Annotated in this window: 31 protein-coding genes; 3 read left to right on the plus strand and 28 right to left on the minus strand. The window is 50.0% G+C overall.

The genetic code is table 11. The features are described from left to right. Positions 1-59: 59 nt before the first annotated feature. The 28 genes from ACF8D4_RS22440 to ACF8D4_RS22575 form a co-directional block, all read right to left on the minus strand. Positions 60-779, minus strand: a complete 720-nt coding sequence (locus ACF8D4_RS22440) for a hypothetical protein (RefSeq protein ID WP_392469021.1) — start codon at positions 777-779, stop codon at positions 60-62. After that, complete coding sequence (locus ACF8D4_RS22445) at positions 776-1,201, minus strand: hypothetical protein (RefSeq protein ID WP_335899815.1); 426 nt, start codon at positions 1,199-1,201, stop codon at positions 776-778. Before ACF8D4_RS22445 ends, ACF8D4_RS22440 begins: the two co-directional genes overlap by 4 nt. Before the next feature lie 8 nt (positions 1,202-1,209). Continuing rightward, positions 1,210-1,773, minus strand: coding sequence for a hypothetical protein (locus ACF8D4_RS22450; RefSeq protein WP_392469024.1), 564 nt, complete (start codon positions 1,771-1,773; stop codon positions 1,210-1,212). Beyond that, positions 1,773-2,147 carry a hypothetical protein gene (locus ACF8D4_RS22455; protein ID WP_392469026.1) on the minus strand — a complete coding sequence of 125 codons (375 nt, stop codon included), beginning with the start codon at positions 2,145-2,147 and terminating at the stop codon, positions 1,773-1,775. The genes ACF8D4_RS22450 and ACF8D4_RS22455 overlap by 1 nt, the downstream gene beginning before the upstream one ends. Further along, the gene (locus tag ACF8D4_RS22460; RefSeq protein ID WP_392469029.1) at positions 2,140-2,463 is read right to left on the minus strand and encodes a DUF2190 family protein; all 324 of its coding nucleotides are present in this window, start codon (positions 2,461-2,463) and stop codon (positions 2,140-2,142) included. The genes ACF8D4_RS22455 and ACF8D4_RS22460 overlap by 8 nt, the downstream gene beginning before the upstream one ends. A 67-nt stretch (positions 2,464-2,530) precedes the next feature. Further along, positions 2,531-4,609 carry a ClpP-like prohead protease/major capsid protein fusion protein gene (locus ACF8D4_RS22465; RefSeq protein WP_345845663.1) on the minus strand — a complete coding sequence of 693 codons (2,079 nt, stop codon included), beginning with the start codon at positions 4,607-4,609 and terminating at the stop codon, positions 2,531-2,533. Continuing rightward, positions 4,518-6,089 (minus strand): phage portal protein, encoded by a 1,572-nt coding sequence (locus ACF8D4_RS22470; RefSeq protein WP_345854230.1) that lies wholly within the window; start codon positions 6,087-6,089, stop codon positions 4,518-4,520. Before ACF8D4_RS22470 ends, ACF8D4_RS22465 begins: the two co-directional genes overlap by 92 nt. Positions 6,090-6,113: 24 nt before the next feature. Further along, complete coding sequence (locus ACF8D4_RS22475) at positions 6,114-6,320, minus strand: hypothetical protein (RefSeq protein ID WP_107110136.1); 207 nt, start codon at positions 6,318-6,320, stop codon at positions 6,114-6,116. Beyond that, complete coding sequence (locus ACF8D4_RS22480) at positions 6,317-8,296, minus strand: phage terminase large subunit family protein (RefSeq protein WP_392469031.1); 1,980 nt, start codon at positions 8,294-8,296, stop codon at positions 6,317-6,319. Before ACF8D4_RS22480 ends, ACF8D4_RS22475 begins: the two co-directional genes overlap by 4 nt. Continuing rightward, entirely contained in the window at positions 8,271-8,804 is a 534-nt protein-coding gene (locus tag ACF8D4_RS22485) for a terminase small subunit (protein WP_219017681.1), read from the minus strand. Before ACF8D4_RS22485 ends, ACF8D4_RS22480 begins: the two co-directional genes overlap by 26 nt. After that, positions 8,804-9,058, minus strand: a complete 255-nt coding sequence (locus tag ACF8D4_RS22490; RefSeq protein ID WP_123115644.1) for an HP1 family phage holin — start codon at positions 9,056-9,058, stop codon at positions 8,804-8,806. Before ACF8D4_RS22490 ends, ACF8D4_RS22485 begins: the two co-directional genes overlap by 1 nt. An 83-nt stretch (positions 9,059-9,141) precedes the next feature. Then, a complete protein-coding gene (locus tag ACF8D4_RS22495) occupies positions 9,142-9,675 on the minus strand; it encodes a hypothetical protein (RefSeq protein WP_392469084.1) in 534 nt (177 codons plus the stop codon). Next, on the minus strand, positions 9,566-10,153 hold the full coding sequence (locus tag ACF8D4_RS22500) for a lysozyme (protein WP_392469035.1): 588 nt from the start codon (positions 10,151-10,153) through the stop codon (positions 9,566-9,568). The genes ACF8D4_RS22495 and ACF8D4_RS22500 overlap by 110 nt, the downstream gene beginning before the upstream one ends. Beyond that, complete coding sequence (locus tag ACF8D4_RS22505; protein WP_123115641.1) at positions 10,150-10,494, minus strand: DUF4406 domain-containing protein; 345 nt, start codon at positions 10,492-10,494, stop codon at positions 10,150-10,152. The genes ACF8D4_RS22500 and ACF8D4_RS22505 overlap by 4 nt, the downstream gene beginning before the upstream one ends. Positions 10,495-10,988: 494 nt before the next feature. Next, positions 10,989-11,888, minus strand: a complete 900-nt coding sequence (locus ACF8D4_RS22510) for a hypothetical protein (RefSeq protein WP_392469037.1) — start codon at positions 11,886-11,888, stop codon at positions 10,989-10,991. An 86-nt stretch (positions 11,889-11,974) separates the two neighbouring features. Further along, positions 11,975-12,280, minus strand: a complete 306-nt coding sequence (locus ACF8D4_RS22515; protein WP_392469039.1) for a hypothetical protein — start codon at positions 12,278-12,280, stop codon at positions 11,975-11,977. Positions 12,281-12,487: 207 nt separating this feature from the next. Beyond that, the gene (locus tag ACF8D4_RS22520) at positions 12,488-12,694 is read right to left on the minus strand and encodes a hypothetical protein (protein WP_392469041.1); all 207 of its coding nucleotides are present in this window, start codon (positions 12,692-12,694) and stop codon (positions 12,488-12,490) included. 157 nt (positions 12,695-12,851) lie between these two features. Continuing rightward, positions 12,852-13,109, minus strand: coding sequence for a helix-turn-helix transcriptional regulator (locus ACF8D4_RS22525; protein WP_308427924.1), 258 nt, complete (start codon positions 13,107-13,109; stop codon positions 12,852-12,854). A 27-nt stretch (positions 13,110-13,136) separates the two neighbouring features. Next, a complete protein-coding gene (locus ACF8D4_RS22530) occupies positions 13,137-14,387 on the minus strand; it encodes a tyrosine-type recombinase/integrase (RefSeq protein ID WP_392469044.1) in 1,251 nt (416 codons plus the stop codon). Beyond that, on the minus strand, positions 14,387-14,614 hold the full coding sequence (locus ACF8D4_RS22535) for a hypothetical protein (RefSeq protein ID WP_025009576.1): 228 nt from the start codon (positions 14,612-14,614) through the stop codon (positions 14,387-14,389). The genes ACF8D4_RS22530 and ACF8D4_RS22535 overlap by 1 nt, the downstream gene beginning before the upstream one ends. Further along, positions 14,607-15,290 (minus strand): replication protein P, encoded by a 684-nt coding sequence (locus ACF8D4_RS22540; protein ID WP_392469045.1) that lies wholly within the window; start codon positions 15,288-15,290, stop codon positions 14,607-14,609. The genes ACF8D4_RS22535 and ACF8D4_RS22540 overlap by 8 nt, the downstream gene beginning before the upstream one ends. Beyond that, positions 15,287-16,060, minus strand: a complete 774-nt coding sequence (locus ACF8D4_RS22545; protein WP_392469047.1) for a helix-turn-helix domain-containing protein — start codon at positions 16,058-16,060, stop codon at positions 15,287-15,289. The genes ACF8D4_RS22540 and ACF8D4_RS22545 overlap by 4 nt, the downstream gene beginning before the upstream one ends. Next, on the minus strand, positions 16,057-16,452 hold the full coding sequence (locus ACF8D4_RS22550) for a hypothetical protein (protein ID WP_025009572.1): 396 nt from the start codon (positions 16,450-16,452) through the stop codon (positions 16,057-16,059). The genes ACF8D4_RS22545 and ACF8D4_RS22550 overlap by 4 nt, the downstream gene beginning before the upstream one ends. Further along, positions 16,452-17,009, minus strand: a complete 558-nt coding sequence (locus tag ACF8D4_RS22555; protein ID WP_392469050.1) for a hypothetical protein — start codon at positions 17,007-17,009, stop codon at positions 16,452-16,454. Before ACF8D4_RS22555 ends, ACF8D4_RS22550 begins: the two co-directional genes overlap by 1 nt. A 121-nt stretch (positions 17,010-17,130) precedes the next feature. Then, on the minus strand, positions 17,131-17,358 hold the full coding sequence (locus ACF8D4_RS22560; RefSeq protein WP_101054443.1) for a hypothetical protein: 228 nt from the start codon (positions 17,356-17,358) through the stop codon (positions 17,131-17,133). Next, a complete protein-coding gene (locus ACF8D4_RS22565; protein WP_392469052.1) occupies positions 17,355-17,699 on the minus strand; it encodes a hypothetical protein in 345 nt (114 codons plus the stop codon). The genes ACF8D4_RS22560 and ACF8D4_RS22565 overlap by 4 nt, the downstream gene beginning before the upstream one ends. Before the next feature lie 188 nt (positions 17,700-17,887). Next, a complete protein-coding gene (locus tag ACF8D4_RS22570) occupies positions 17,888-18,481 on the minus strand; it encodes a hypothetical protein (protein ID WP_101054449.1) in 594 nt (197 codons plus the stop codon). Positions 18,482-18,512: 31 nt separating this feature from the next. Further along, positions 18,513-18,707 (minus strand): Cro/CI family transcriptional regulator, encoded by a 195-nt coding sequence (locus ACF8D4_RS22575; protein ID WP_392469054.1) that lies wholly within the window; start codon positions 18,705-18,707, stop codon positions 18,513-18,515. 108 nt (positions 18,708-18,815) lie between these two features. Between ACF8D4_RS22575 and ACF8D4_RS22580 the strand changes: the two genes are divergently transcribed. The 3 genes from ACF8D4_RS22580 (at position 18,816) to ACF8D4_RS22590 (ending at position 21,312) form a co-directional block, all read left to right on the plus strand. Beyond that, on the plus strand, positions 18,816-19,508 hold the full coding sequence (locus ACF8D4_RS22580; protein WP_392469056.1) for a S24 family peptidase: 693 nt from the start codon (positions 18,816-18,818) through the stop codon (positions 19,506-19,508). A 14-nt stretch (positions 19,509-19,522) separates the two neighbouring features. Then, positions 19,523-20,620, plus strand: coding sequence for a hypothetical protein (locus ACF8D4_RS22585; RefSeq protein WP_392469059.1), 1,098 nt, complete (start codon positions 19,523-19,525; stop codon positions 20,618-20,620). 365 nt (positions 20,621-20,985) lie between these two features. Beyond that, positions 20,986-21,312 (plus strand): hypothetical protein, encoded by a 327-nt coding sequence (locus tag ACF8D4_RS22590; RefSeq protein ID WP_392469061.1) that lies wholly within the window; start codon positions 20,986-20,988, stop codon positions 21,310-21,312.

The following is a 21,312-nucleotide window of genomic DNA, read 5'->3' on the forward strand; positions in this document are numbered from 1 at the left end:
CAACAAAGAAAAAGCCGCACTACCGCCCAAAGGCAGCAGTACGGCTGAAACGACTACTATTAAGCAGCCAGGCGCTTGAAGAATTTCGACTTGCCGGCGGCAACTATCGCATCGTTGGCGAGCACTTCGCCCTCAATGTCGAATGAACCATAGTCATCGGTAATCAATGACAGGCTGGACGTTGGCGAAGGCTTCCACAGATAGAACCTCAGCACACAAGGTTTGCCGTTTGCATCGTTCATACCGTCGATCACCACAGGGACGGTAACACCGGCCTCGGTCAATGCTTCGAGGGCGTTGCCGGCAGCAGAGGTATAGGACACCTTCAGCTGCGCCCCATCGACAATCGTCCCTGTGCCAATGGCGCGGATACCAGCAGCGCTAACGTAGTAATCAACGTCCACATCGTATTCAGTGGTGCCATCACTATTGGTGACGGTTACCGGCTGGGATATGTCTATCAACTTCTCGGTTGGGGCCAGGCCATCCAGTTTTGCAACAACAAGCTCATTATCAACAGGATCAGCTGTCAGCACTGAAACTTTGCCGCGCAGCGCAAGCGCCAGGTTTTCATTGCTGAATGCGTTGAGTGTCATCTTGAGTTTTACAGATGACACTTTTGTAACTGAGTCATAGTTACCGCCACCACCACGATGGTTTGGCAGAGACTTTCCTTCCTGTTCGATTGAAACTTCAACGCCGGATGCGTTGCCAACATCCCGGCCGGCAACGTACACGATGCCGGCGCCGATGTACGACTCTTTGACTATTACACTCATAATCTATCCTCGAAGGTTGGGCTGTTTGAAATGGAGATGGTGATCACTGCCAAGCCGTGGTGTTCATGAGCTTCCGGCATGATGAATTTGCATTCTTCGGACTCTGCAAGGCCAAAGGCGCCATTAAGCCAGTTGGGCCGAGCGGGATCCCGTTGGTTAGAAAACAGGCACGAGCGGATTTCTCTGGATAGATTGATCAGCTCGCTGGTAGGTTGGGTAAAACCAGGTATCTTGATGCCAGCCACAATTTGCAAAGTGAGGCCTTCTTTGTATTTGGGTTGCATACCTGGAATGTCTGCTTTGCTTGTGTACGGTTGCAGGAATATGAATTTAGATTCACGCACCAATGACTGGGCATAAAAGCCTTCGCGCACAGTGGCGCCCGGCACCAACTGCAGCCGTTCAATAATGTCGTTGATCATGGAATGTCCTAACGCTTGGCGTGATGCCGATACCGCTCACGCAAATGGCGGATAATGGGGGGCTCTATTTCATCCCTGATAACACCGAATGAACCGGCAACGCTGGGCCCGTATAGGGTTTTACGGCCCTTAAGGCTGCGCCAGCGGTTATCACCTTTTTGGCGCGACACCATCAGCTCATTGCCATTGCGGCCAATAAATGTAAACGCACCTCTGAACCATGTTGGTTTGTTGCGAATAGCCGCTATCGTTATGCCATCAGGAACTGCGCTGCCGCCGCCTTTGCTGGTTCGGGTATTACGGCGGACAATGAATCGGTTTAAAGTGCTGGGGCGATAGCGCGCTGAAACTCGCCCCTGCAGAGTTCGTTCGTTAAATGAAACTGACAAGTGGCGGGCAACATAACTACGATCACGAAAGCCGTAACGCTTGAATACTTCGTTAACTGCCAGTTCTTCGCCAAAACGGGTGGCCTCTTTCACAGCTGCAGCGATAGCCGGTGCCTGGGCATTTCGTATTCGCTGCAATTCTCTGGCGACAGCGTTGAACCCCTCAGCTCGAATGCTGGCCATTACAGTTCCAAATAAACATAAGTGACAGACACTGCGTCTATTGCCGAAAGCAGAGTCAGTTTCAGTTTGGCGCCATCGGCAACAAAATCACCATGTGCATCAATGTCTCCAAGCTCAACAGTGTCGCCGGAGAAAACCTTGCCATCTTGCACCAGAAACTCGGCCTGCATAATTTTTTCAGGCATGTATTCATTGCCTGCTGATGCGGCTATCTCGCCTTTTGAGCCGGCAAGATTCACCAGCCTTACAACGGGCTCAGCGCCGTCGAAAGGAACAATCCTGCACCATTGCCCCATGCGTTCAAACAGACGGCGAAACTTCGCCGCCTGTCTGTCTGCTCTACTCATGGAAAAGAGCTGATCAATGTCAGACATTGATCTTCACTTCGACATAGAGCGCGCCGTTACCGGCAGCAGCCCAGGCTTTACCTGCCGGGGTGTTATCTGTGGCTGTGGTAGTGATCACCTTGGCAGCTGCATCCCAATACACTTGAGCGCCTTGGCCGATATCGTCAGCCTGGGCTTTGGCGAGTTCAAACACGCCTTCTGGAATAAAAGTGCCAGGTGTATTTGCCGGAACATTAGCCAAGGCAACGGCAATAATTGCGCCAATCAGCACAGGAGTACCACTCACAACCGCCACGGTTGGAGCGTGAGTAATGGTGGTGCCATCTTGAATAAGGTTTTTCATTGGGCTGTCCTTTTAGATTTCGGATATAAAGAAGCCGCCCGAAGGCGGCTTAAACCGGAAGTGAATGTTACTGGCCTGAAGACTTGTACAGACCGCGATAGTCACGGGCTGCAACACCAGCATCAATGCGCACTTTGGTGGCGATACCATCAATGTTAAAGCCCTGCAGCTGCTCAATATAGGGTTTGTCGATACCATCCAGGTAGGCAACCTCAATAGTGTCACGCCCCTGACCTGCAGCCAGGTACCACTCGACAGCACTGTGGTCGTCCAGACGCGGCTCACCAATTACCTCGGCCATGTCCTTCACAGGGTTGGCCACGCCCGAGTTGGCATCGGTGCCCTTAACAGAGGTTGACTTGATGATCTGGTTGAAGGTGTCCTCAAGCGCCACCGGACAGAGCACAAACTCAGTGCGGATATTAAGGTTACGGCCACCTGACTTTTGCAGACGCATGTTTTTGCGACCCACAGACAGGGCTTCAACCGACGGCGCACCACTGCCCAGGTTTCCGTGGTCGGCGTGGAACAGCGCCTTGCCATCGCCCATCTTGGCGTTGCTGGTCAGCACGGCCCAGAACAGGTCGCCGATGGTGCCTTTGCCCGCAGCCCCCATCATCATCGGGACGCGGGTCAGCATGTCCATGTCATCGTTAACAATGGTCTGGCGGGTGATGGAAAAAATCTCACCATAGGTGGCCAGCGCGATGCTCTGACCATGGTCACTGGTGGTGATGTGTTTGTACTCGGCACCTTCTCGCACCTGGCGTAGGCTGCCAAATTCATTGAGACCAATGCGGCGCGCCACTTTAAAATCGCCAAGCTGGCCCTTGTAGGCGATACGTTCAAAGGATTCTTCGGCCTGCTCCCAACCCATCAGCACCGACTTGTTCGACACATCCAGCAGGATATTGCCAAAGTCGCTGCTTGAGTGGGTAAAGGCCAAGCCCACCATGCCCATTTTATCGTAGCCTGCCACACTGATACCACGGTCGGTAAGTGAGGCGCGGGCCAGTTCCAGCAGGCCATAGCTGGTGTAGCCGTTGTCCTTTTCGCGCTCGGCGTAACCGGCGCGCGCCATCAACTGCGCACGGATGGAGTCGCCGACAATGTTGCCGTTGCCGGCATGGATGATCACACTGCGTGGCTGGGCTGCTGCAGGGGTAGTATTCTCACCGAGTTTAGCCAGGATCTTGTCCTTGGCTTTTTCAGCGGTCATTTCAACGTCAGCAATACACTCGTTTTTCAGCTCGGCAAACTGAGGCCAACTGGCAAACAAGGTGTTCAGCCCATCAACCCGGGTGCGGTTCAGCTCAGCGGCAGCCGCATTGATCTGCGCTTGCGTTGGCTGAGAACCAAGTTGTTGTGTAGTTGTCGCAACGGCTTGCTGCTGAGTTGTAGTGGCTACTGTAGCAGCTGGCTGCTGAGTGGTTGCACCTGCATTCCCCTGCGGTGCGAACAGGGCTTTCAGTTTATCCGGCATGTTGTCATACTCCTGGAGTCGTTTGGGGTCAATCGAGGCGGCCATTTCAATTGGCTCAATCACTTCATCAGCAAGGCCAACGGCCAGAGCCTCATCAGCACTGAACCAGGTGTCTTTGCTCATCCAGCCATTGATAACCTCATCAGGCTGTTTGGTTTTATCACGGTATGCTTTGGCCATGCTCTCCTTCCAACGGTCAAGCAGATCGGCATAATCGCGTAAGTCTTCAGCAGTTCCGCAAGCGCCACCCCAGTTGGAATGGACCATCAGAAAAGCATTTGCAGGCATGATCAACTTGTCGAATGCCATGGCGATCACTGACCCCATGGATGCTGCTACAGCCTCCACATATAAGGTCTTTGGAACTGGCATGCGGGCGATAATGTTATAAATTGCGAAGCCATCCATCACACTGCCACCGCCAGACTGAATGTAAGCCGTGACAGAGGTAACTTTTGGTACAGCAGCAATGTCGCGGGCAATACTCTTGGCGGTAAAGTCCCAGCCAACGTCGCCGTACATGGTCAGAGTCACGGCTCCTTCTGCAGAGGCCTTTATCTCGTATTTACCTTTAATCGGCGTCACGCTGTTGCCTTGCGGCGCGATCAGCGCGGCGCTGGTTAGCGCGGTCGCGCACGCTGCCGCTAGATGAGTTCGTTTCATTTTTAGCTCCGTTGGTTTCTGGGTCTGGATCGTTGGCGGTCAACATGCCGTTATCGCGGTTGTATTCAACTTCGCGGCGGCGCTGACGCTTCACTTCTGCAGGGTTGCGGCCTCGCGCCCGAGCCCACTCGGCCTCTGTCGCAGCATTGCCCGCGATCATCATTTCCCAGCCCTCGGCCTCTTTGCGAGGGTCAATCCATGGCATGGTTGGCCCGTAGTACTGGGCATCAAATAACGTGCGAATATCCAGCTCTCTAGGCAGCTTTAACGGATCAACTTTGTTAAGTTGCTCGGCGACAAGCCATTGGCGATAAACAGGCCGTGACCAGCCGGCGCAAAACCACTGTTGCAAGATGCGGTTGGATTCATCCTGCTCAACCAACTCCTGGCGCTGGCTTGAGTAACTACCGGCATATTCGCGGGCGATGCTTGAGTAGCTGGTACGTGTTCCGGCCGCAACTGCACGCAACTGGCCATTTCTGAAGTCCACCATGTGGACATTGGGGCGATTGCTCTCAATCATGCCGACATCCTCGCCGGGTGCGAGGTCGTCAAAGGTCATGCCGGGGGCAATCGGGATTTCCCGGCTGCCTCCGTTATCGCCAGAGCCGGTGTACATATCGGGGTTGCCGCGCTTGATGTAAAACGCCAGCGCCGCAGCAATCCGCGCCGCTACCCGTTCGGATTCTTCGTAGTCCTTGATATCGGCCAGACGGGTGAGAATGCTGTGAAACACACTCACACCGCGCAACTGATGCAGGCGCTTGAGCTGGGCCAAGTGCATCATGGCCTTGGCAGGGATCTGTTTGGTAACGTGCTTGAACCCCATGACATCAGCGGGGTGCTGCTTGAGTACGTTATATGCAGTGACCTGGCCCCAGTCGTTCACGGTTAGTCCTTGGCGGATCTTCTTTGCCGTATCGTTGAGCTCATAGGGAACAAAGTCAGGCTCAAGAGCTTCGATAGAGTAAGGGGTGCCCTGTGGATTGGGGTGAATAAGACTAGGGATTTTGCCAACCACATGCTGGCCAAAACATTCACCATCCCGCAATGCCGTGCGAAGCACTAAACGCTCAAGCTCTGGGCGGGTGTAGCGCCCTGTTACATCAGGCTTAAGACTCCAGGCAGCAAAGCGGCGCGCCAATTCTTCGGCAAAGTCACCGAGTATATTGCCCGCCATGTCTCTTGGCTGTGGCTCCACCACAATACCATTGGCGCCGACCACCCTCTCTTCCAGCCTGTCGAGAATGCCGATACTGAGATCGTGGTTTTCATCCAGCCAGCGTGCTTGCTCTCGCAAGTTTTTGCCGGCGGCGAATACTGCCTGGTTTGCACCTCGGCCTTCACGCTTGCCCTTATGAGTGCGGCTTGGGCTGGCGGCTTCATACGCCCTGATATTCTGGTATTGCACTGCGGCAACTGCACGGTTTCGCGCCCACGCGGGCGAGACTGTGGCAATGATGTCATTGAGCCAACTCATGAATGCCCTCGGGTTTGTGTTGATTTAATTGAAAGTGGCCAGGCTGGCACCACCACGTTGGCGCCCTATGGATGCCAACCGCCGTTCCCATTCCTGACGGCCTTTGCGAATGGACTCCAGATCTTCCATTGCCAGCTGCTTGCCGTTGATAGTGGTGGACTTGCCGGCCAACACATCAATTTCAGCCTGCAGATAAACGGCAATCATTTTCTCGATTTGCTCTTTGTTCACAGCCAGCCTCCGCCGGACGTTTTCAGCCAGCCATTGCTCTCGCTGGATTTTGTTTTTTGGGGTTTGGGTTTTGGTTGGGTATGCTCAGGCTCAGGTTCACTTTCCTGACTTACGGCCTGCAGGCTTAGCTTTTCGAGATCTATGCCGAAACGCTCAATGGCGATATAGAGCGCGGCCAGGGCATACACAAAGCAGTCCAGCGCTTCGTTGCGCTTTTTGCCTGCATCCCAGCGATACACAATGCGACCATCTCGGCGCACCGGGATTTTTCGCTCGGCGGTGAGCTGCTGCAGCTCTGCGTCATCACATACCGCTTCATTGAGCGGCAGGTGAATGGCACCTGGTTTGGGCAATGCCAAATCTGGCTGTAAGCGCAAACGCGACATAACCAGCTCTTTGGCGTTGTCGGTGCCAACCTCAGTTAGGTACACGCCTTTGTTGGTACGTTTACGGGGGAAATTGGCAATAGGCTTGCCGTAAACGTTTGCGCCTCTGATGGGGATAACCCGCATTACCCCAAGCTTTTTACTCATGGAATACACCACATCGGTGTAATGCCCGCCTGAGTCCCACGCCACAATTCCAATTGGCATCACAATGCCATCGGCTCTGGTGTAGGTTCTATTAAGCCGCTCGGCCACCTTATCCAAAAGCTCTTGGCTATCGGGCTTGCCGTTCAGGATAAAGCGGTCGATTAAAAAGGCTTCCTGCCCAGCTGCCCAGCCCCAAACCCTGCCTTCGTAGCGGTCGTCTTGGGTATCGACCCCGGCGGTGAGGTACACCACCCGGGCAGGCACTTTGCCATCCGGATACATTTCGCGGCGGCGGGCCAGTTCTTCCCATTCCAGCTTTTCGCCGGTGTCATCATCCCAGGGTTGGCCGAGCTTGGTATTGACGAATGTTTGCAGCTTTTCTTTGTCGTCCTTGGCCTTGTAGAAGTCGGCCACCAACTTTCGCCAACTTGAAAGGGGGTTGTAGGCCGACCAAATGTAGATAGCAACGTTTTCAGGGGTAGCTATCTCGCGGCCTTCGCTGTCGAAGAACGCCAGAAAATCTCTGGTCCAGATGCCTGTTTTCTCACAAATCCACTTGGCATCAGGGTGTTCCTGCATGGCCGTGAGGCATTTGTTTTCGATTACGCAGGAGCAGTGTTCACACAGGTAATAGGCGGTTTTGGGGTCGTCCCCATGCCACTTGATACCAAAGGGCTCGTCTTTGCCACCCCACTTAAGCCGCTGCAACTCACCGCAGTGAGGACACGGCAAATAGAAATGAAAATGGTGAGGGCTTTCGCTGCAGGCCTTCTCCATTTGACAGTGGCCAAGGATCTTTGGCGTTGAACCACGGATAGACTTGGGAAACACCGACAGCTCAACTCGAGTATCACCAAGCCCGGTAGCGTTGCCTTCATGCTCAATGGATTCATCGAAGCCGGCGAGCTCATCGTAAATCACATCATCGGTTGATATTTCACGATAGTTGGCAGCAGCCGTGCCACCTCGAACCATCAAGGTTTTGCCGTTGGAAAACATCTTATCTTCCAACGTGCTGTCTTTATGCTTTTTCCCCAGCCATGGCGCAAGAGCGCGCCATACTGGAATGTCTCGGATAGCCGTTTCAACGTGCTTCTTCATAAAGCTGACGGCTTGCTTATCGCGGGGCTGATAGATAAGCACATTGCGCTTTTTGTGCTCTATCTTATAGCTGGCATTGGCCATCAGCATTTTGGTGTAACCAACCCGCGCAGACTTCATCACATTCAGAGTGGTGATCAGGTCGTTACCCATGGCATTGAGAGTGCCAACCTGGAACGGCAGACTCTTCCACTTACCCTCTGAGTAACTGGACTCAGACGACATATAAAAATGCTCATCGGCGTACTCAGCGCATGTCATCCTTGGCGGGCGCCACATGGCTTTGAGTCCAGCAGTAACCGCAGCTTTCAGATTGTTAATCTGTGCTGCGGAGATATTCATCCAGATAATCCTCTATACGTTCCCCGATGCCTGACGCGATATTGCCCGCCTTGATGATTTCGGCGCGCATGGTTTCCAGTTGGTGTTCGTCGGTGTCGGGGTGTTGCCTTTTGACATTGAGCGGTGCCTGGTCGAGGATTGGACCAATTTGCACCGCTATTTTGTTAAGAAGGAAAGTGGCGAAACCAACCTCTACAACTAACTTTCGGTCCTTATCGTTCTTGAGCTCTTGCCCATCCGCCTGAGCTTTGGTCAGACGCCAGCGCTCAAAGTCGAGGTTTGGCTTTTCGGGATCATCCTCTGGTACTGATGCAGCAAACTTTCGCTCGGCATGGCCAACCCGGTTGGCCACTACATCGGCCACGGAATATAAACTCTGACGGCCGTGCTTTTTGGTAACAGGAACTCCCCACTTATCGAACGCCGTGGTACTTATGCCCAGACTCTTGCACAGATCGGTTTTGTTCAGAAGAACGGCAGCGTCCTCCTGAGGTTTTATTCTGGCCATTAACTGCCATCCAGTTTTTCCAGTTGTGCATTGAGCAGCTTTGTTTCCAAAGAGTGGCGCTCCGCATCACGGCGATCACGCCTGAATTGATAGAGCCAATTCACAGCCCAGGTAAAAAGTGCCAGCACTATACCCAGCAACACGGCAATGTCGTTCAGCGTTAATGCACCGCCAATTGCACTGAGTAGCGATGACATATAGGAGGCAATGCTGAATCCCTTTTGCGTAGCGGCATCACTGTTTATCAGACTCATTGGCTTTCTCCTGTCGCCAGTTATGTAATGCCTGCCAATCCACATTGCAGCGAATCAGGGAAGCGATAAGCTTGTTGGAGTAGTTATAGAGATCGGGGTTGATTCGCCCCTGATAAACCGGGATGTCGCAGCTGCTCATCAGGGATTCCGGTGGCAGTACATACACTGTCTCTGTGACCGTTACCGTTCGCACAATAGGAGGTGTGCCAGAGCAGCCGGTTAAGCTGGGCAGGAACAGCAGTGACAGCCCAAGCAAGCGCTTCTTCATCTTCTGGATCCTCGAGTAGTTCTTTTGTCGCCTGGTCAACTGCTTCAGCATCAGCATCAGCCACTAAGCGACTTCGCTCCCGTTCATCAAGCAACCGCGCCAGTTGGTCGGCATTACGCCTAAGATCTGCTTTATCTTTCTCAGCCAGTAACAGGCTGGCCGTGACCGAATCCAGATCAGTCTGCAATATGATTTGCTTTGATTCGGCTTTCTCGATGTTGCCATTGAGTGTGGCGACTTCAGCTTTCGAGAAGGACAACGCCACGCCAAGCCCAACGCAGGCCAGGATCAAAACGCCAATCACGTAGAGTTGCGCGCTGCCAACTCCGCCTTTCAGTAATTTCAACATTGGTTAACTCCTGTAGACAAAGTTCGCGCTCAGCGGAGCGGCGCTTTACAAGCCCTGGTAGGATCTCGCCTTTTGCATAGACCCAGCGGCTAAGTTCATTGCAGGCACCAGTGTGATCACCTGCAAGCAGCTTCTTTCGTAGTGTTGACGTTCTGAACGCTTCGGCACCAACGTTATAGATGAACGACAGATAGGCGGCTTTCTCACTGTCAGTTAATTGAACTGGAACCGTGTAGTGATGCAGTTGCCGGGCAGCAACATCTAAATCATCAGCGAGCTGCGCCAGGCATTGCTGCTCAGTAAAGAACTGGCCCAACTCGAGTTCAGCATCTGTGTGCCCATAGCAGCTAGTTAGAATGCCAACGGGATCCACATAGGTTTCAAGAACGCGGCCCTCATGCTCAGCAATAAAAACGCCACCGGTTAGGGTGGCGCCAGATAAACCTGCAGCGATGAGGAATGTTCTGAGCTTGTTCACGAGGATTCACCTCTTAAACCAATCAGAGCGATTTCATGATCAACTCCTTCTTGATAAACAATTCTCAGGTCGAGCTTTTGAGCCAGAGCGATTTCGGCCTGAGCACCAAAACTGTTTTCGTACCCATCAAGCACATAGAGCTGATCAGCGCACATCAGCATGGGCATGCAAATACTCATGTACTCAGGCTCTGTAAGCCCAGGTGGCAGCATCGCTGGATTAAGTACCAAGTGCCCGAGTTCTGATTGCACAGCCGCAGCGATATCAAATGCAGGGCGATTGAAATCTGGCAAACCAGACATGGGCCCGGCAATGTAAACGCGCTTACTTTTACGTGGCATCGAAAGCCCTAAAGTAAAAAAGACCCGCTGAGGGTCTTTGGTGGTTGGCAGTCATTTTTAGCTCTGGCGAGCATGCCATAAACATAGCGATTTTCGGGGGGCAAAAAAAACCCTTTTCTGTCCGTTTTAGTCCTAGATCTGCCCCATTTGATAAAAGCGGTTTGAAAGTTGTGTGTTAACACACAAATAAAAAGCCCGCAGGAAAGGGCGCGGGCTTCGGTTTACTTATGACAGGAGTCTAAATCTGTCACTGAAAGCCTAGTACAAAACCAATCGTATGCAAAAGATCGGCGTGATCAAAAAGGATCTGCAAAGTTGGTGTATCAGCGAACCATGGACCAGGCGAAAACCCATAAGCATTTTTACATTTACAATCAATAGATTGTGATACAGAGAAGGCACCTAGAAAAGGTGCCTATAATCAATGGTTATAAAACAACAACCAACCGCCAAAATTTTTCATATGTAGTGAAGGATTGCGAGTCCCCGCCCCCTCATTGACTGGAATTAGAAGGACCCACGCTATCTGTTTGTCTATATGAATAACTGATATCAGCGGTGTAATCAGATGAATGCTTTCTTTGGTACTTGTTATTTATAAACTCACGATATACACCAGAATCGAATTTAGAAAACGACTCTATCTCAGATAATGGCAACAAAACCATAAACCTTTGTAGTTGCTCTTTCGTAACACTATTCTTCTTATAATAATCAGCATATGATACATCTAAATCTAGTGATAAGTTCTTTTCGTTACGGTAACCACTAATTAAAGGAATAATCTCTACATAGGCTCGTCCCGAACCATCAATGATATTATCGTGGTCAATTTCCCCCACAGAATAACCCACATAACACTTTCTTGACTTCAACGTAATCAAAACTAAAGACTTAGAAAGAGAAACCTCTATCAAAAACTTACTGACATTATCATGCTCAAGCGCTTTTGCAATCAATTTAAATTTAGATTTCTTTCTTAACGTGTAGTACAACCTTGTTGTCCAGCCAGCAATATATGCCATAAACAAAGAGGCTATTGCCCAGCATGCACTTTTTAGTGTATTAAGATCTACAGAAAGCCGAGTGAAATCACTCACTTTAATACACATTTTATCTAATAAAGTAGATGGTGGTGTATAATAACCCACTATCAATCCCGATAGGAAGTCTACATTATTACACATATTATCTAGCAAAGAAGACGGCAGATCGTAATAATCGACTACTAATCCTGTTAGCAAAGTGAAGGAGCATATCCACGCTCCCCATTGAGCAACATGAAAGTAAGAGTCCCAACCTATAGAACGCTTTTGTTTATACCTAGCTGGCAAATACAAATTTGTAAATACAAAACCAGAAATCAATACGACTGCTACGTAAAAGATCCCCATCAATCATTCCCTGTAACTTTAATTATTTTTAAAATAAAAACGCCAGTAATTAATAAACTTACTGGCGCCTTATGAAAACAAACTAACTACCAACCATATTCTCTAGATCGTAGAATTACTTTCGCTTCATTTTCAATATCAGACAATTTATTGATATGTTCAGTTAGTGTAGAGATAGTACTTGGCGACTCTAAATCAATTCTCACGAAACCATTATTGTCTATAGTAAGCATTTCATGAGATTGCATCAATGCTTGTTCAAGCGAGTCTGAAGAAGTTAGTACTTCATTCAATTGTTCTTCGCTTAATTCGTTTCCTTCAACTAGTTCTGCTTCTTTTAAGTCTAGTTTATGAAGGAGATTTATTAAGTCACTATAATGAAATGAAAACATAATCTATACCCCCCAGTCCACTTATCCACAAATTTAACAAAACCACCAGAAAAAACATAAAAACCTGTGCATATCTTGTTTATAACTGTATTTGATGGTATCAATCTATGACAAAAGATAGTATTTAGTCAATATATTTACCAATATTACTCAGCATTAATCACGCTATCTGCGTTTGCAACATCCGCCACTGAGTTTTGGAATCACTCAAAAGTTCGTGGAAGATAAAATTGCCAGTTCGGCGCGCCTTAACCAGAATACAAAGGACTTACGACTGTCGAAGTCCAGCAATGCCCACTTCCCCCGGCACAGGTACTGAGCTCGAATAGCTCGGCGGCACTCGGGCGCCAGTTGCTCAATGCGCCGGTCGTAACGAATAACCCAGGGCGGTGGGTTAATGTCACGCTCACTCACTGTCGTTCCGTAGGTGATAGGGTCCTTTAGCCGGTCACAGCTACTGCGGGCGGCATACCCTTTGCCATACTCATGCCTAAGCCACCAATTTGCCCACGCTCGCAATTCAAGGCGGAGCTGCTTCATGTTCATCAGCGCTTCATGCTGCGCATCGTGCTTATGCTGCATCGGCCATCCCTCTTAGGTTGAACAAGTCCAGGGCAAAAATATCAGCACAGATGGCGCAGAGGTCGTCATACGGTACCGGGCTTTGTCCCTTCTCCCAGCGCCGATAGGTTTTGACATTCACCCCGTAGGCGCTTGCCACTTCCTCCTGGGTCATTTGGCGCAATCTCCGACCCATTGCCAGCAGTTTTGCCCCTGATGCTGCCGCCGCTTTTGCCATCCTAAAACGCCCCTTTTCGTGCAATTGCATCCTCTTTTGACAATGATGCAGTGATCATCACAGCCACCCGCTTGCCATCTGACTTTGCCCGTTACCAAGATCTGAATGCGATCTAGGGATTATCTCGGGCGCGATCTGATTAAATCCACGCTCAATCAAATACTGGTGATACTGCTCAAGTGCCTGGCTCACCCCTGCATTAAGGGATGACTGAACATAGGTACGCAAAAGCACAGGCAGGGAGTGATTGAGCAACAACTCACCGATAACGGTATCAATACCAATCTCAGCAATAATGGTGCGAAAAAGCCGCCTGATATCGTGTGAAGTGAAGTATTTAAAGCGAAGGCCAACAGACCAATCCTGAGCAGTGCGCACAGCAATAGGCGCCTGACCACGGCCGGGAAACAACCAGGCACGCTTGCCAACATTGGCCAACTGCCAGCGGCGGTAATGATCAATCAAAGCCCGGGCAGATTTGGTCAACGGCAACCGCAACTCATTACCGTTTTTGGTGTTTGACGGCGGTATCACCCAAACATCGCCGGTGAACTGGTCCCACCTAGCCTGGCGGGTTTCATTGATACGGGTACCAAACATCATCATCAACACAAACAGCATGGCCTGAACCATCACAGTCTCTGACAACAGCTTGAACAGCTCGCCAAGGTCAGAGTCATACAGCCTCGCATCCAGCGCTTTGGGCAGCCTCACACTCGGCTTGAACCCGGCCAAAGGATTGCTATCGAGCAAGCGCAGCCCAGCGGCCGAACTGAACGCCGTCTTTAGCTTACTGACCACCTCCACCACATAGCGGGGCGAATACCCATCAGCCAGCATCGACTTAACCAGCGCACTATCCAAATCACTCCAACTCAGTGATGCCAGCGGCAACTGCCCAGCCCTTGGGATCAAGTGCCTGGTAACTATCGAACGCACATTCCGGCGCCAACTCACACTCATAGTCGTGTTATCTGCCACATGCCCGGCATACCAGGTAACCACATCAGCCACAGTCACAAACTGCCCAAACATAACCTCACCCCCGGCAGCTCGCTCGGCAAGAGTTGCCGGCAGCTGCTCCAAAAACGTATGAATACACAGATCCGGCCAAGTGCCCACCTTGCGCCAGCGGGTCACGTTCTGCTCATTGAACACCAGAAAAATACTCGCCTTGGTGCGCTCACCATTGGCCCGCAACCGCACAGTCGGATACTGAGGATCCCGATAATCCCGGGTAACACCGCCGCTCAACCAACGGCGCAGCGGCGCCCGCTTCAGCTTGCCAACTTCAACACCGCTCGCCATCAAGCCACCATCCTGTATTCATAGGTTTTGTTCGTACCCTGGCGAATGCGCTTCATCCGCTTTTCGGCGGGTAACTCCCGCCAACGGGCACTCAGAGCTGTTTCGCTATCAAGCGTCCCAAAGCGTTCTCGGCTTAACCGCTGAAGCTCAAACAACGTGTGCCACTTGCCATCATCCAGCATCGCCACCAAGCGTTGCTTCTGGGTTTTCGGTAATTGCTTACTCATCGTTTGCTCCTTTCGTCGTCCTCAGGCCAAACTTCACCCGTAAATCTGCAATGTTCGCTCTTGCTTTATTGGCCGCTGTAGGCCGAGTAACCTTCGTTGGCAGTGCCTTTGGCAAATTAAAATCAATCTCCTCACCATTGGCATAACGGCGGATCAACATGGTGTAATTGCGCTCAAATACCTTGAACGAATCATCAGCTGTGGATGCCCCAAACAGCCAACTCCCGCCAGACTCTCGCAACGCCAACCGCACAATGGCATGGCTCCACTTGTGTTTGGCAACATGCGAGTAATGCCGCATAGCTTCACGATAAGCCTGCTCAACGCTTGGCAGTCCTAAATCATCGGGTTCCGCATGGCACCAATGGCAAAACTGCAAAGGTGATGGCCAAAACTGCCGCTTACCATCGCGCTCACAACGGGCACGGTTAATGCCACGCTGCACCACTTCAACGCTGCCAATGCGCTGCGCGACCAAGGTTTTTAACCATTCCGCCTTCATGCTGGGCTCTTGCTCAGGCTTGGGCGCCCCAATCGGAAACAAAATTTTCAGCTTCGCAAACACGCTATCAATCAGCTGCCCGTCAAACTCCGACACCACAGGGCGCGATTGCTGCGCCGACGGCATAAAATCCAACGCCTGAATCGGCTGTGGTTGATGGTTTCGTTGTGTCATATCAGCGGATCTCCATCGTCAAAAACATTGCTGGTCCAGTGCTGCGGTGCCTGCCCACTGGTTGGCACCAGCCCACGGTTTACCGCCCAATCAAACTTGAACCCCTGCCAGCCCTCGCCCAACGTCACTCGCAAGCAGTCATCCACACTCATGCCAGCTGCAATCGCCTTGTGCAGCTCAAGGGCAACGTAATCAACCGCACCTTGCGTCAAGGGCTTCTTAGCCGCTGCGCGGGCCTTCACCCAATCGGCAAATACCTCATCCGATGGCGCCGCAGGCCACTTATCAAAAATAAACTTGTCGCTTGGAGAATTGCGCTTGGCGGGCACGCCAACACGCTCTTGGTTCATTGACTGGTTAAATGACTGGTTCTGAGTACCGTTTTTGGGACTATTCAAAGTACCGTTTTTGGGACTATTTCCTGTCCGTTTTTGGGATGATTCCGTTTTTGGAACCATTCCGCTTTTGGGACTGTTATCACCGGTGCTTATTGGCTGCGAAACATCCACCAAATTCAGGCGGTAAATCTTCACCTTGCCCGTTCTGCCGGCTCGCTTACCTGTATCGGTTAGCACACCCGCCTCTTGCAGCTTGGCAATGTTGCTAATAATGGTTTTACGGTCCAGGCCAGTGTCTTTCACCAACCGCTCAACCGACGGATAACAGCGGTGATACTCGTCCGCACGGTCAGCCATCGACAACAACAGCAATTTCAAACTCGCAGGCTTAATCGCTAACGACCAAGCCCAATCAGTCGCAGCACGGCTCATAACCCACCCCACATTGCGCAAGGTGTTGAAACTGAGCTACTATCACCACGCAGCTCACTTTCTCCACGAATGTTGTTGCACTCGCCCACCAGTCCGCCAAGATCGAGTGGGCGTTTTACTACCATCAAAAGGAACTTGATATGCCGAAAAACCGCAATGAATACGGCGTTGTAATTGCTATTCACCGCAAACGGGGCATGGTGGCTGTCAGCATCGAAGGCACCGGCATCACCGTTTTTAATGTGGTTGACTCTTACGACATTGAGCTGAACGATGTTGTTTACGGCCCGTTGGATTACGTTGGTGGTCAAACAATTTTTCATCCCGCCAAAAGGCAAGAAATTCAGGTTGTTGTTGAAGCCACCGGCTGCACTGAAAAGAACTTTCGCCATTACATGTCCTCCTGAGTTATCTTGCGCAGTAAGTTGTCGTGCAATAGCTCTAACAACGCACGCCGTTCACCCCAGCGTTTCAAGTGCTCCTCAAGCCCATCGAATGGCTGCACATAACGCTTGCGTAGCATCACCTCATCACAACGGCCTTGCTCCATTTCCAAGTAAGCCAAAAAGTATTCAACGGCCGCAGTGGGCATCGGCAATGCACGCTGCCCAAGCAGCGCCTCATTCACAATGGTTTTTGCCACCTCATCGAACTGCTGTCTCACCGTATGGTGATCAATTTTTGATACCAAAACGTCATACCAACCCACATTAGAAACGGCATTAATTAACGCGTTTTGGATCAAACACTGCATGTGCCTTGCATAAATCTCATGCGCGTTCATGCCATCAAAGCAAGCACCGTCAGATTGCATCGGCACCAAACACAAAGGCTTTTCTGCATCCAAAGCGGCAGGCGTTAACATGGCGTCATGCTGCGCTCGCTGCTCTCCAGTTAAGTGGCTGTTTAGCGCCACAAGACCATCATCATTTTTATTGTCCATGCTCATACGTCACCGCCTTGCGCCAAATTGACGCACATCAATGGCTTGGCTATGATGACCAAGCCTGAACTCAGGTAAGCGCCCGCAGCTGTCACTAAACTAACGCGGGCGCTTCTGTTTTTATGGCTCATGCTGCCTCCGGTCCATCGTCAGGCAAACGGCAGCCTGCGTCATACAAACGGGCGCAAATGCCGGTAAAGCTGGTTGAGTGAGAACGCGCCGCAATAGCCGCCATTTTGGCTATCTGCTGCTGGCGCTCACTGTCTTGCTGCCTAAGCTTTTGGCGGTTGGCCATAAACTCAAACGCCTCGCGTTCCTCTGCCGTTTCGATGCTGATAACATTGCCTTCGCTCATATCGCCTCCAATCCCAACGTCTTGCGCAACGTAGAGCGCAACACTGCAACAAACTCATGCCAGGCCAGCGCCAACGCTTCACGCTGTTCCATTTCGTCAATCACCCGGTCAAGTTCAAGTGATGCCGCCCTGAATGCGTCTATCGCCAGCCCTCTCTCAATTGAGTTTGCCGGCAGCGGGGCCGCCACTTGATAGGCCACCACAGTCGCGGCATATGCCTTGCCAATCACCGCCAAGGCGCCGCGCGAAAACCCGCAGCGGTTCGCATCACGCCAAGCGTTAACGTTCTCAGCCTGCATTTGCGGGTAAATATCGAGTTCAATCAGATCAAGCTCGTCCATGCTTCCTCCTGTTAATCCATTCAAAATCATCACGGCAATCCGCATCACAAAAACGGGCCTCAGCGGCAACCGGAGCACTGCAATACAAACAGCGGCCGGTGCTTGCAGCTGTCTGCACTGGCTTCCTTGCTTTGGCTATTGCCAGGCTGTCAAACAGCTCAGTTACCCGCTGGGCTTCGTCTGCTTCGTTACTCATTGGCAGTGGCTCTGCCAGCGCGAAGGAAAGAAAACTCGGCTTCCAGCAATTGAATACTGGCCTCAGTCGTCGCCCGGGACTCCCTCAGCTCACGGTGGCACTGCACAACCTGCTCGCGGGTCGGCTGCGAGCCCAGGGTAATAACCGCAATCTGTGCTTCGCTGTTTTCCTTGGTGAGAATTGCCGCCACCCTGCCCGGCTCCAACTGCCCGCCAACAAGGCCAGAGTCCTCTACTACCGTTACCCCAATCGGGCCATACACATCATTGAGATAAGCCATACGCAAATGCGTAGGCATCGCAGCAAGCAATGCTTGCTCAACATGAAACAGGCGTTCCGGGTTTGGGTGGCACTCTTGATACTGGCCCAGCCAGCGGAAGATCTTCTGGGCATTGATCCTGGCATCGTTGTAAGGGTCGTCGGTTCGCGCAAAGCTAATCCCCTCTCTGGCCAGTGGCTGTTTCAGGCCCAGGCGATCAACAACCTCCACAACACTGGCCGCCAGTGACGCACGGCTCACCTTCGGCAACTCCAACCAGCGGTGAATGGCAACCATTAGCAGGTCAAGGCGTGATTTGTGTTTCATGGCTAAACTCCCTTTTAGGTTTACCGTGTAATCAAGCTGCTAGCTGCTCGTCATCATTTTGCGAATCATCAGCCTTTAGCTGGCCGTTGGTAATACGTTCGAGCTGGTACGCTCTAAGTGGTGGGACGTGTTCGCCCCATTGAGATACAGAAGATTTTGAAATGCCCAACGCATTGGCTAACGCTGTAGCGGTTTTGAAATGAGCAATAGCCATCGACGTTTTCATCAGAAGCCTCCTTTGCCATAAGTAAAGCCAAGGTTAAGACCTCTTTACTTTTCAGTCAACCGAAAAGTAAAGGACAATTGACTAGATGAAAGTTAAGATTGCTAAACTATGATGAACGAACGAATCAAAACCAGACGAAAAGATCTGAAGCTGTCACAGGAAGCTTTAGGTAAGCGTGTTGGTGTCACCAAAGCCACTGTATCCCAATGGGAGAACGGTATTACTTCGCCTGCTGGTGAGAACATGCACAAACTTTGCAAAGCTTTGAGCACATCACCATCATTCATACTTTATGGCGTTGAAGACAAGAATGAACCTTCTTCTGAAGGTTCATTCCAAGGCGAAATGGCACCATGGGACAACAGCACTCCGCTTGAAAAAGATGAAGTCGAAGTGCCCTTCTACACAGAAGTAAAGTTGTCTGCTGGCAATGGCATCATCGCTGATGTCGAAAATCATGGTCCGAAACTACGTTTTTCCAAGTCAACCCTGCGTAGTCAAGGTGTAGAACACAGCGCTGTTGCTTGTGTGAAAGTGTCGGGTAACAGCATGGAGCCTGTTTTGCCGAATGGCAGCACCGTGGGTATAGATACCGCCAATAAAACCATTGTTGATGGGAAAATGTATGCTATCAATCACGATGGCATGTTGCGCGTAAAATTGCTCTATACTCTACCCGGCAATGGGTTGCGCCTGCGCAGCTACAATCAAGACGAATACCCAGATGAAAGCTATAACGGTGATCAAGCTAAAGTGATTACCGTTATAGGGAAAGTATTTTGGTATTCTGTTCTCTTATAAGGAAATTTTAGTTAATGATCGAATGGTTTTGGAACTTTTGGAACAATATTAAACAATATCGTTTACACAACAAACGACTTTTAAAATATCTTTTAATAGCTATTTGCGTTTATCTTGTATGGGTCAGCTTTTGGATGATGTATGCAAATATTTGGTGTGATGATCTTTGGTTTGATGTTCACTTCCCTAACCGGGCAAAGCCTTCCGATTTTTCAATCTCATATGCTGCCTCATCTTTAGATAATTTAATATTCTTCGTATTAATCGGTGTTCTTTCGATCCTCATATCTTTGAAAAACCCCAAAAATGATGGGCTACAACAAAAAGTATCATATATTTTCCCAAAATCAGAACATGATGAAAAACTTTATAGCCATCTAAGTGATTCAATTTCGTCATTAGCTTGTATAACAACAAAAGTTGATCGGCAGATAACTTTTCTTGATGCATGCTTCAATGCAGATCGAACCAAGACCGCTATAAAAATATACAACAAATCAACATCGCACATAAAAAATATTTTTAATAATCATGACTATATAAAAGATAGCCCTATATACATAGCAACAGCAGATGACCTATCTACAGATTTCTGCGATATTGAAATTTTTGGTGAAATCCATGAACTTTCAATTATTAACAATTTAGATCAAGGTTCAGAGTCATGCCAGAAAGAAAATCTAATTACTGGTTTAGAACAATTGAAAAGAGATCAGATGTCATTTGAACAAAAGTTAGATATGAAGCTAGCTCCAGGTCAAACTCTTCAATTCATGACTGGTAGTTGGATGTGGCAACCAATTAATGAAGAAACTAACATGAGCTTTACAGCTGCAAGATATATTGCAGCTCAAGAGTTTACATTTGTAAATCGATTAAAATGCAAATTGGAGCTGAAAATTTCTGGTGCGTTCGGTTCCGAGTCATTAACTTTAGAATCAGGCAGCAATACTGTAAAAAAATTCAGTACGATGAGGCCTGATGATAAATTGAAGATACAAATAGTGAACCAGATATCTGAAATTTTAACCGCTTATCCAGCAGTAGAAGGTGATCAAAATGTGACATCAATCACTGTTGCAAAAACGTCAGAGGCTCTAACCCAAACTTGATTTTACATAATAATCAAACAGTTAATAAACTTATTGACACAAGAGAAATCATAACTAGAATAAAAAATGAAGCTGGTTATTTTTAGCTTCATTTGGCTAAAATGAGGTAAGGTACTTAAAAATATTTAAAGGATATCACTAGATTTTCACAGGTAAAGGATAATTAGGAGTAAGCGTATGTTCAAAGGTGATTACACTGGCCCATAGCTTCGAGCTACTTAAAAACGTGATTTCTAACCCGTCATAAATGACGGGTTTTTTGTCTTCTAAATAGTGATACCGTATCGACCACTTAACAAAACCCTTGACCAAAAAGTAAAGACATCTTAACATCATCCCGTACCACTTAACCAGAGGACGGGACCATGCCAATTCTGACCACCAACCCAAGCACCGCGAAGGAACGCGCCGAACACCGCTTGTTAGTGTCACTGCGCTTCGCCTGCTTGATGACCAAGCACAGCAATCCAATGGACTGCCCACGGGTAAAGCAACGCGTGGCAGAGTTGGAGCGCTACCTCTACCAGCACCACCCAAGCCAACGGTTCGACCAAGTATATGTCGATTGCGCTGGCGAACTTGGTGAAAGCTTTGCCCTTCGGGTACAAAGCCAAAACTACCAAGCCACTATCTGGCGCAGCCATCATCATGCTGCCGCTATCACACCGCTGTTTAGCAACGCTATTGCGTAG

This window comes from Shewanella sp. YQ_9 (assembly GCF_043103185.1).
Classification (GTDB): Bacteria; Pseudomonadota; Gammaproteobacteria; order Enterobacterales; family Shewanellaceae; genus Shewanella; species Shewanella algae.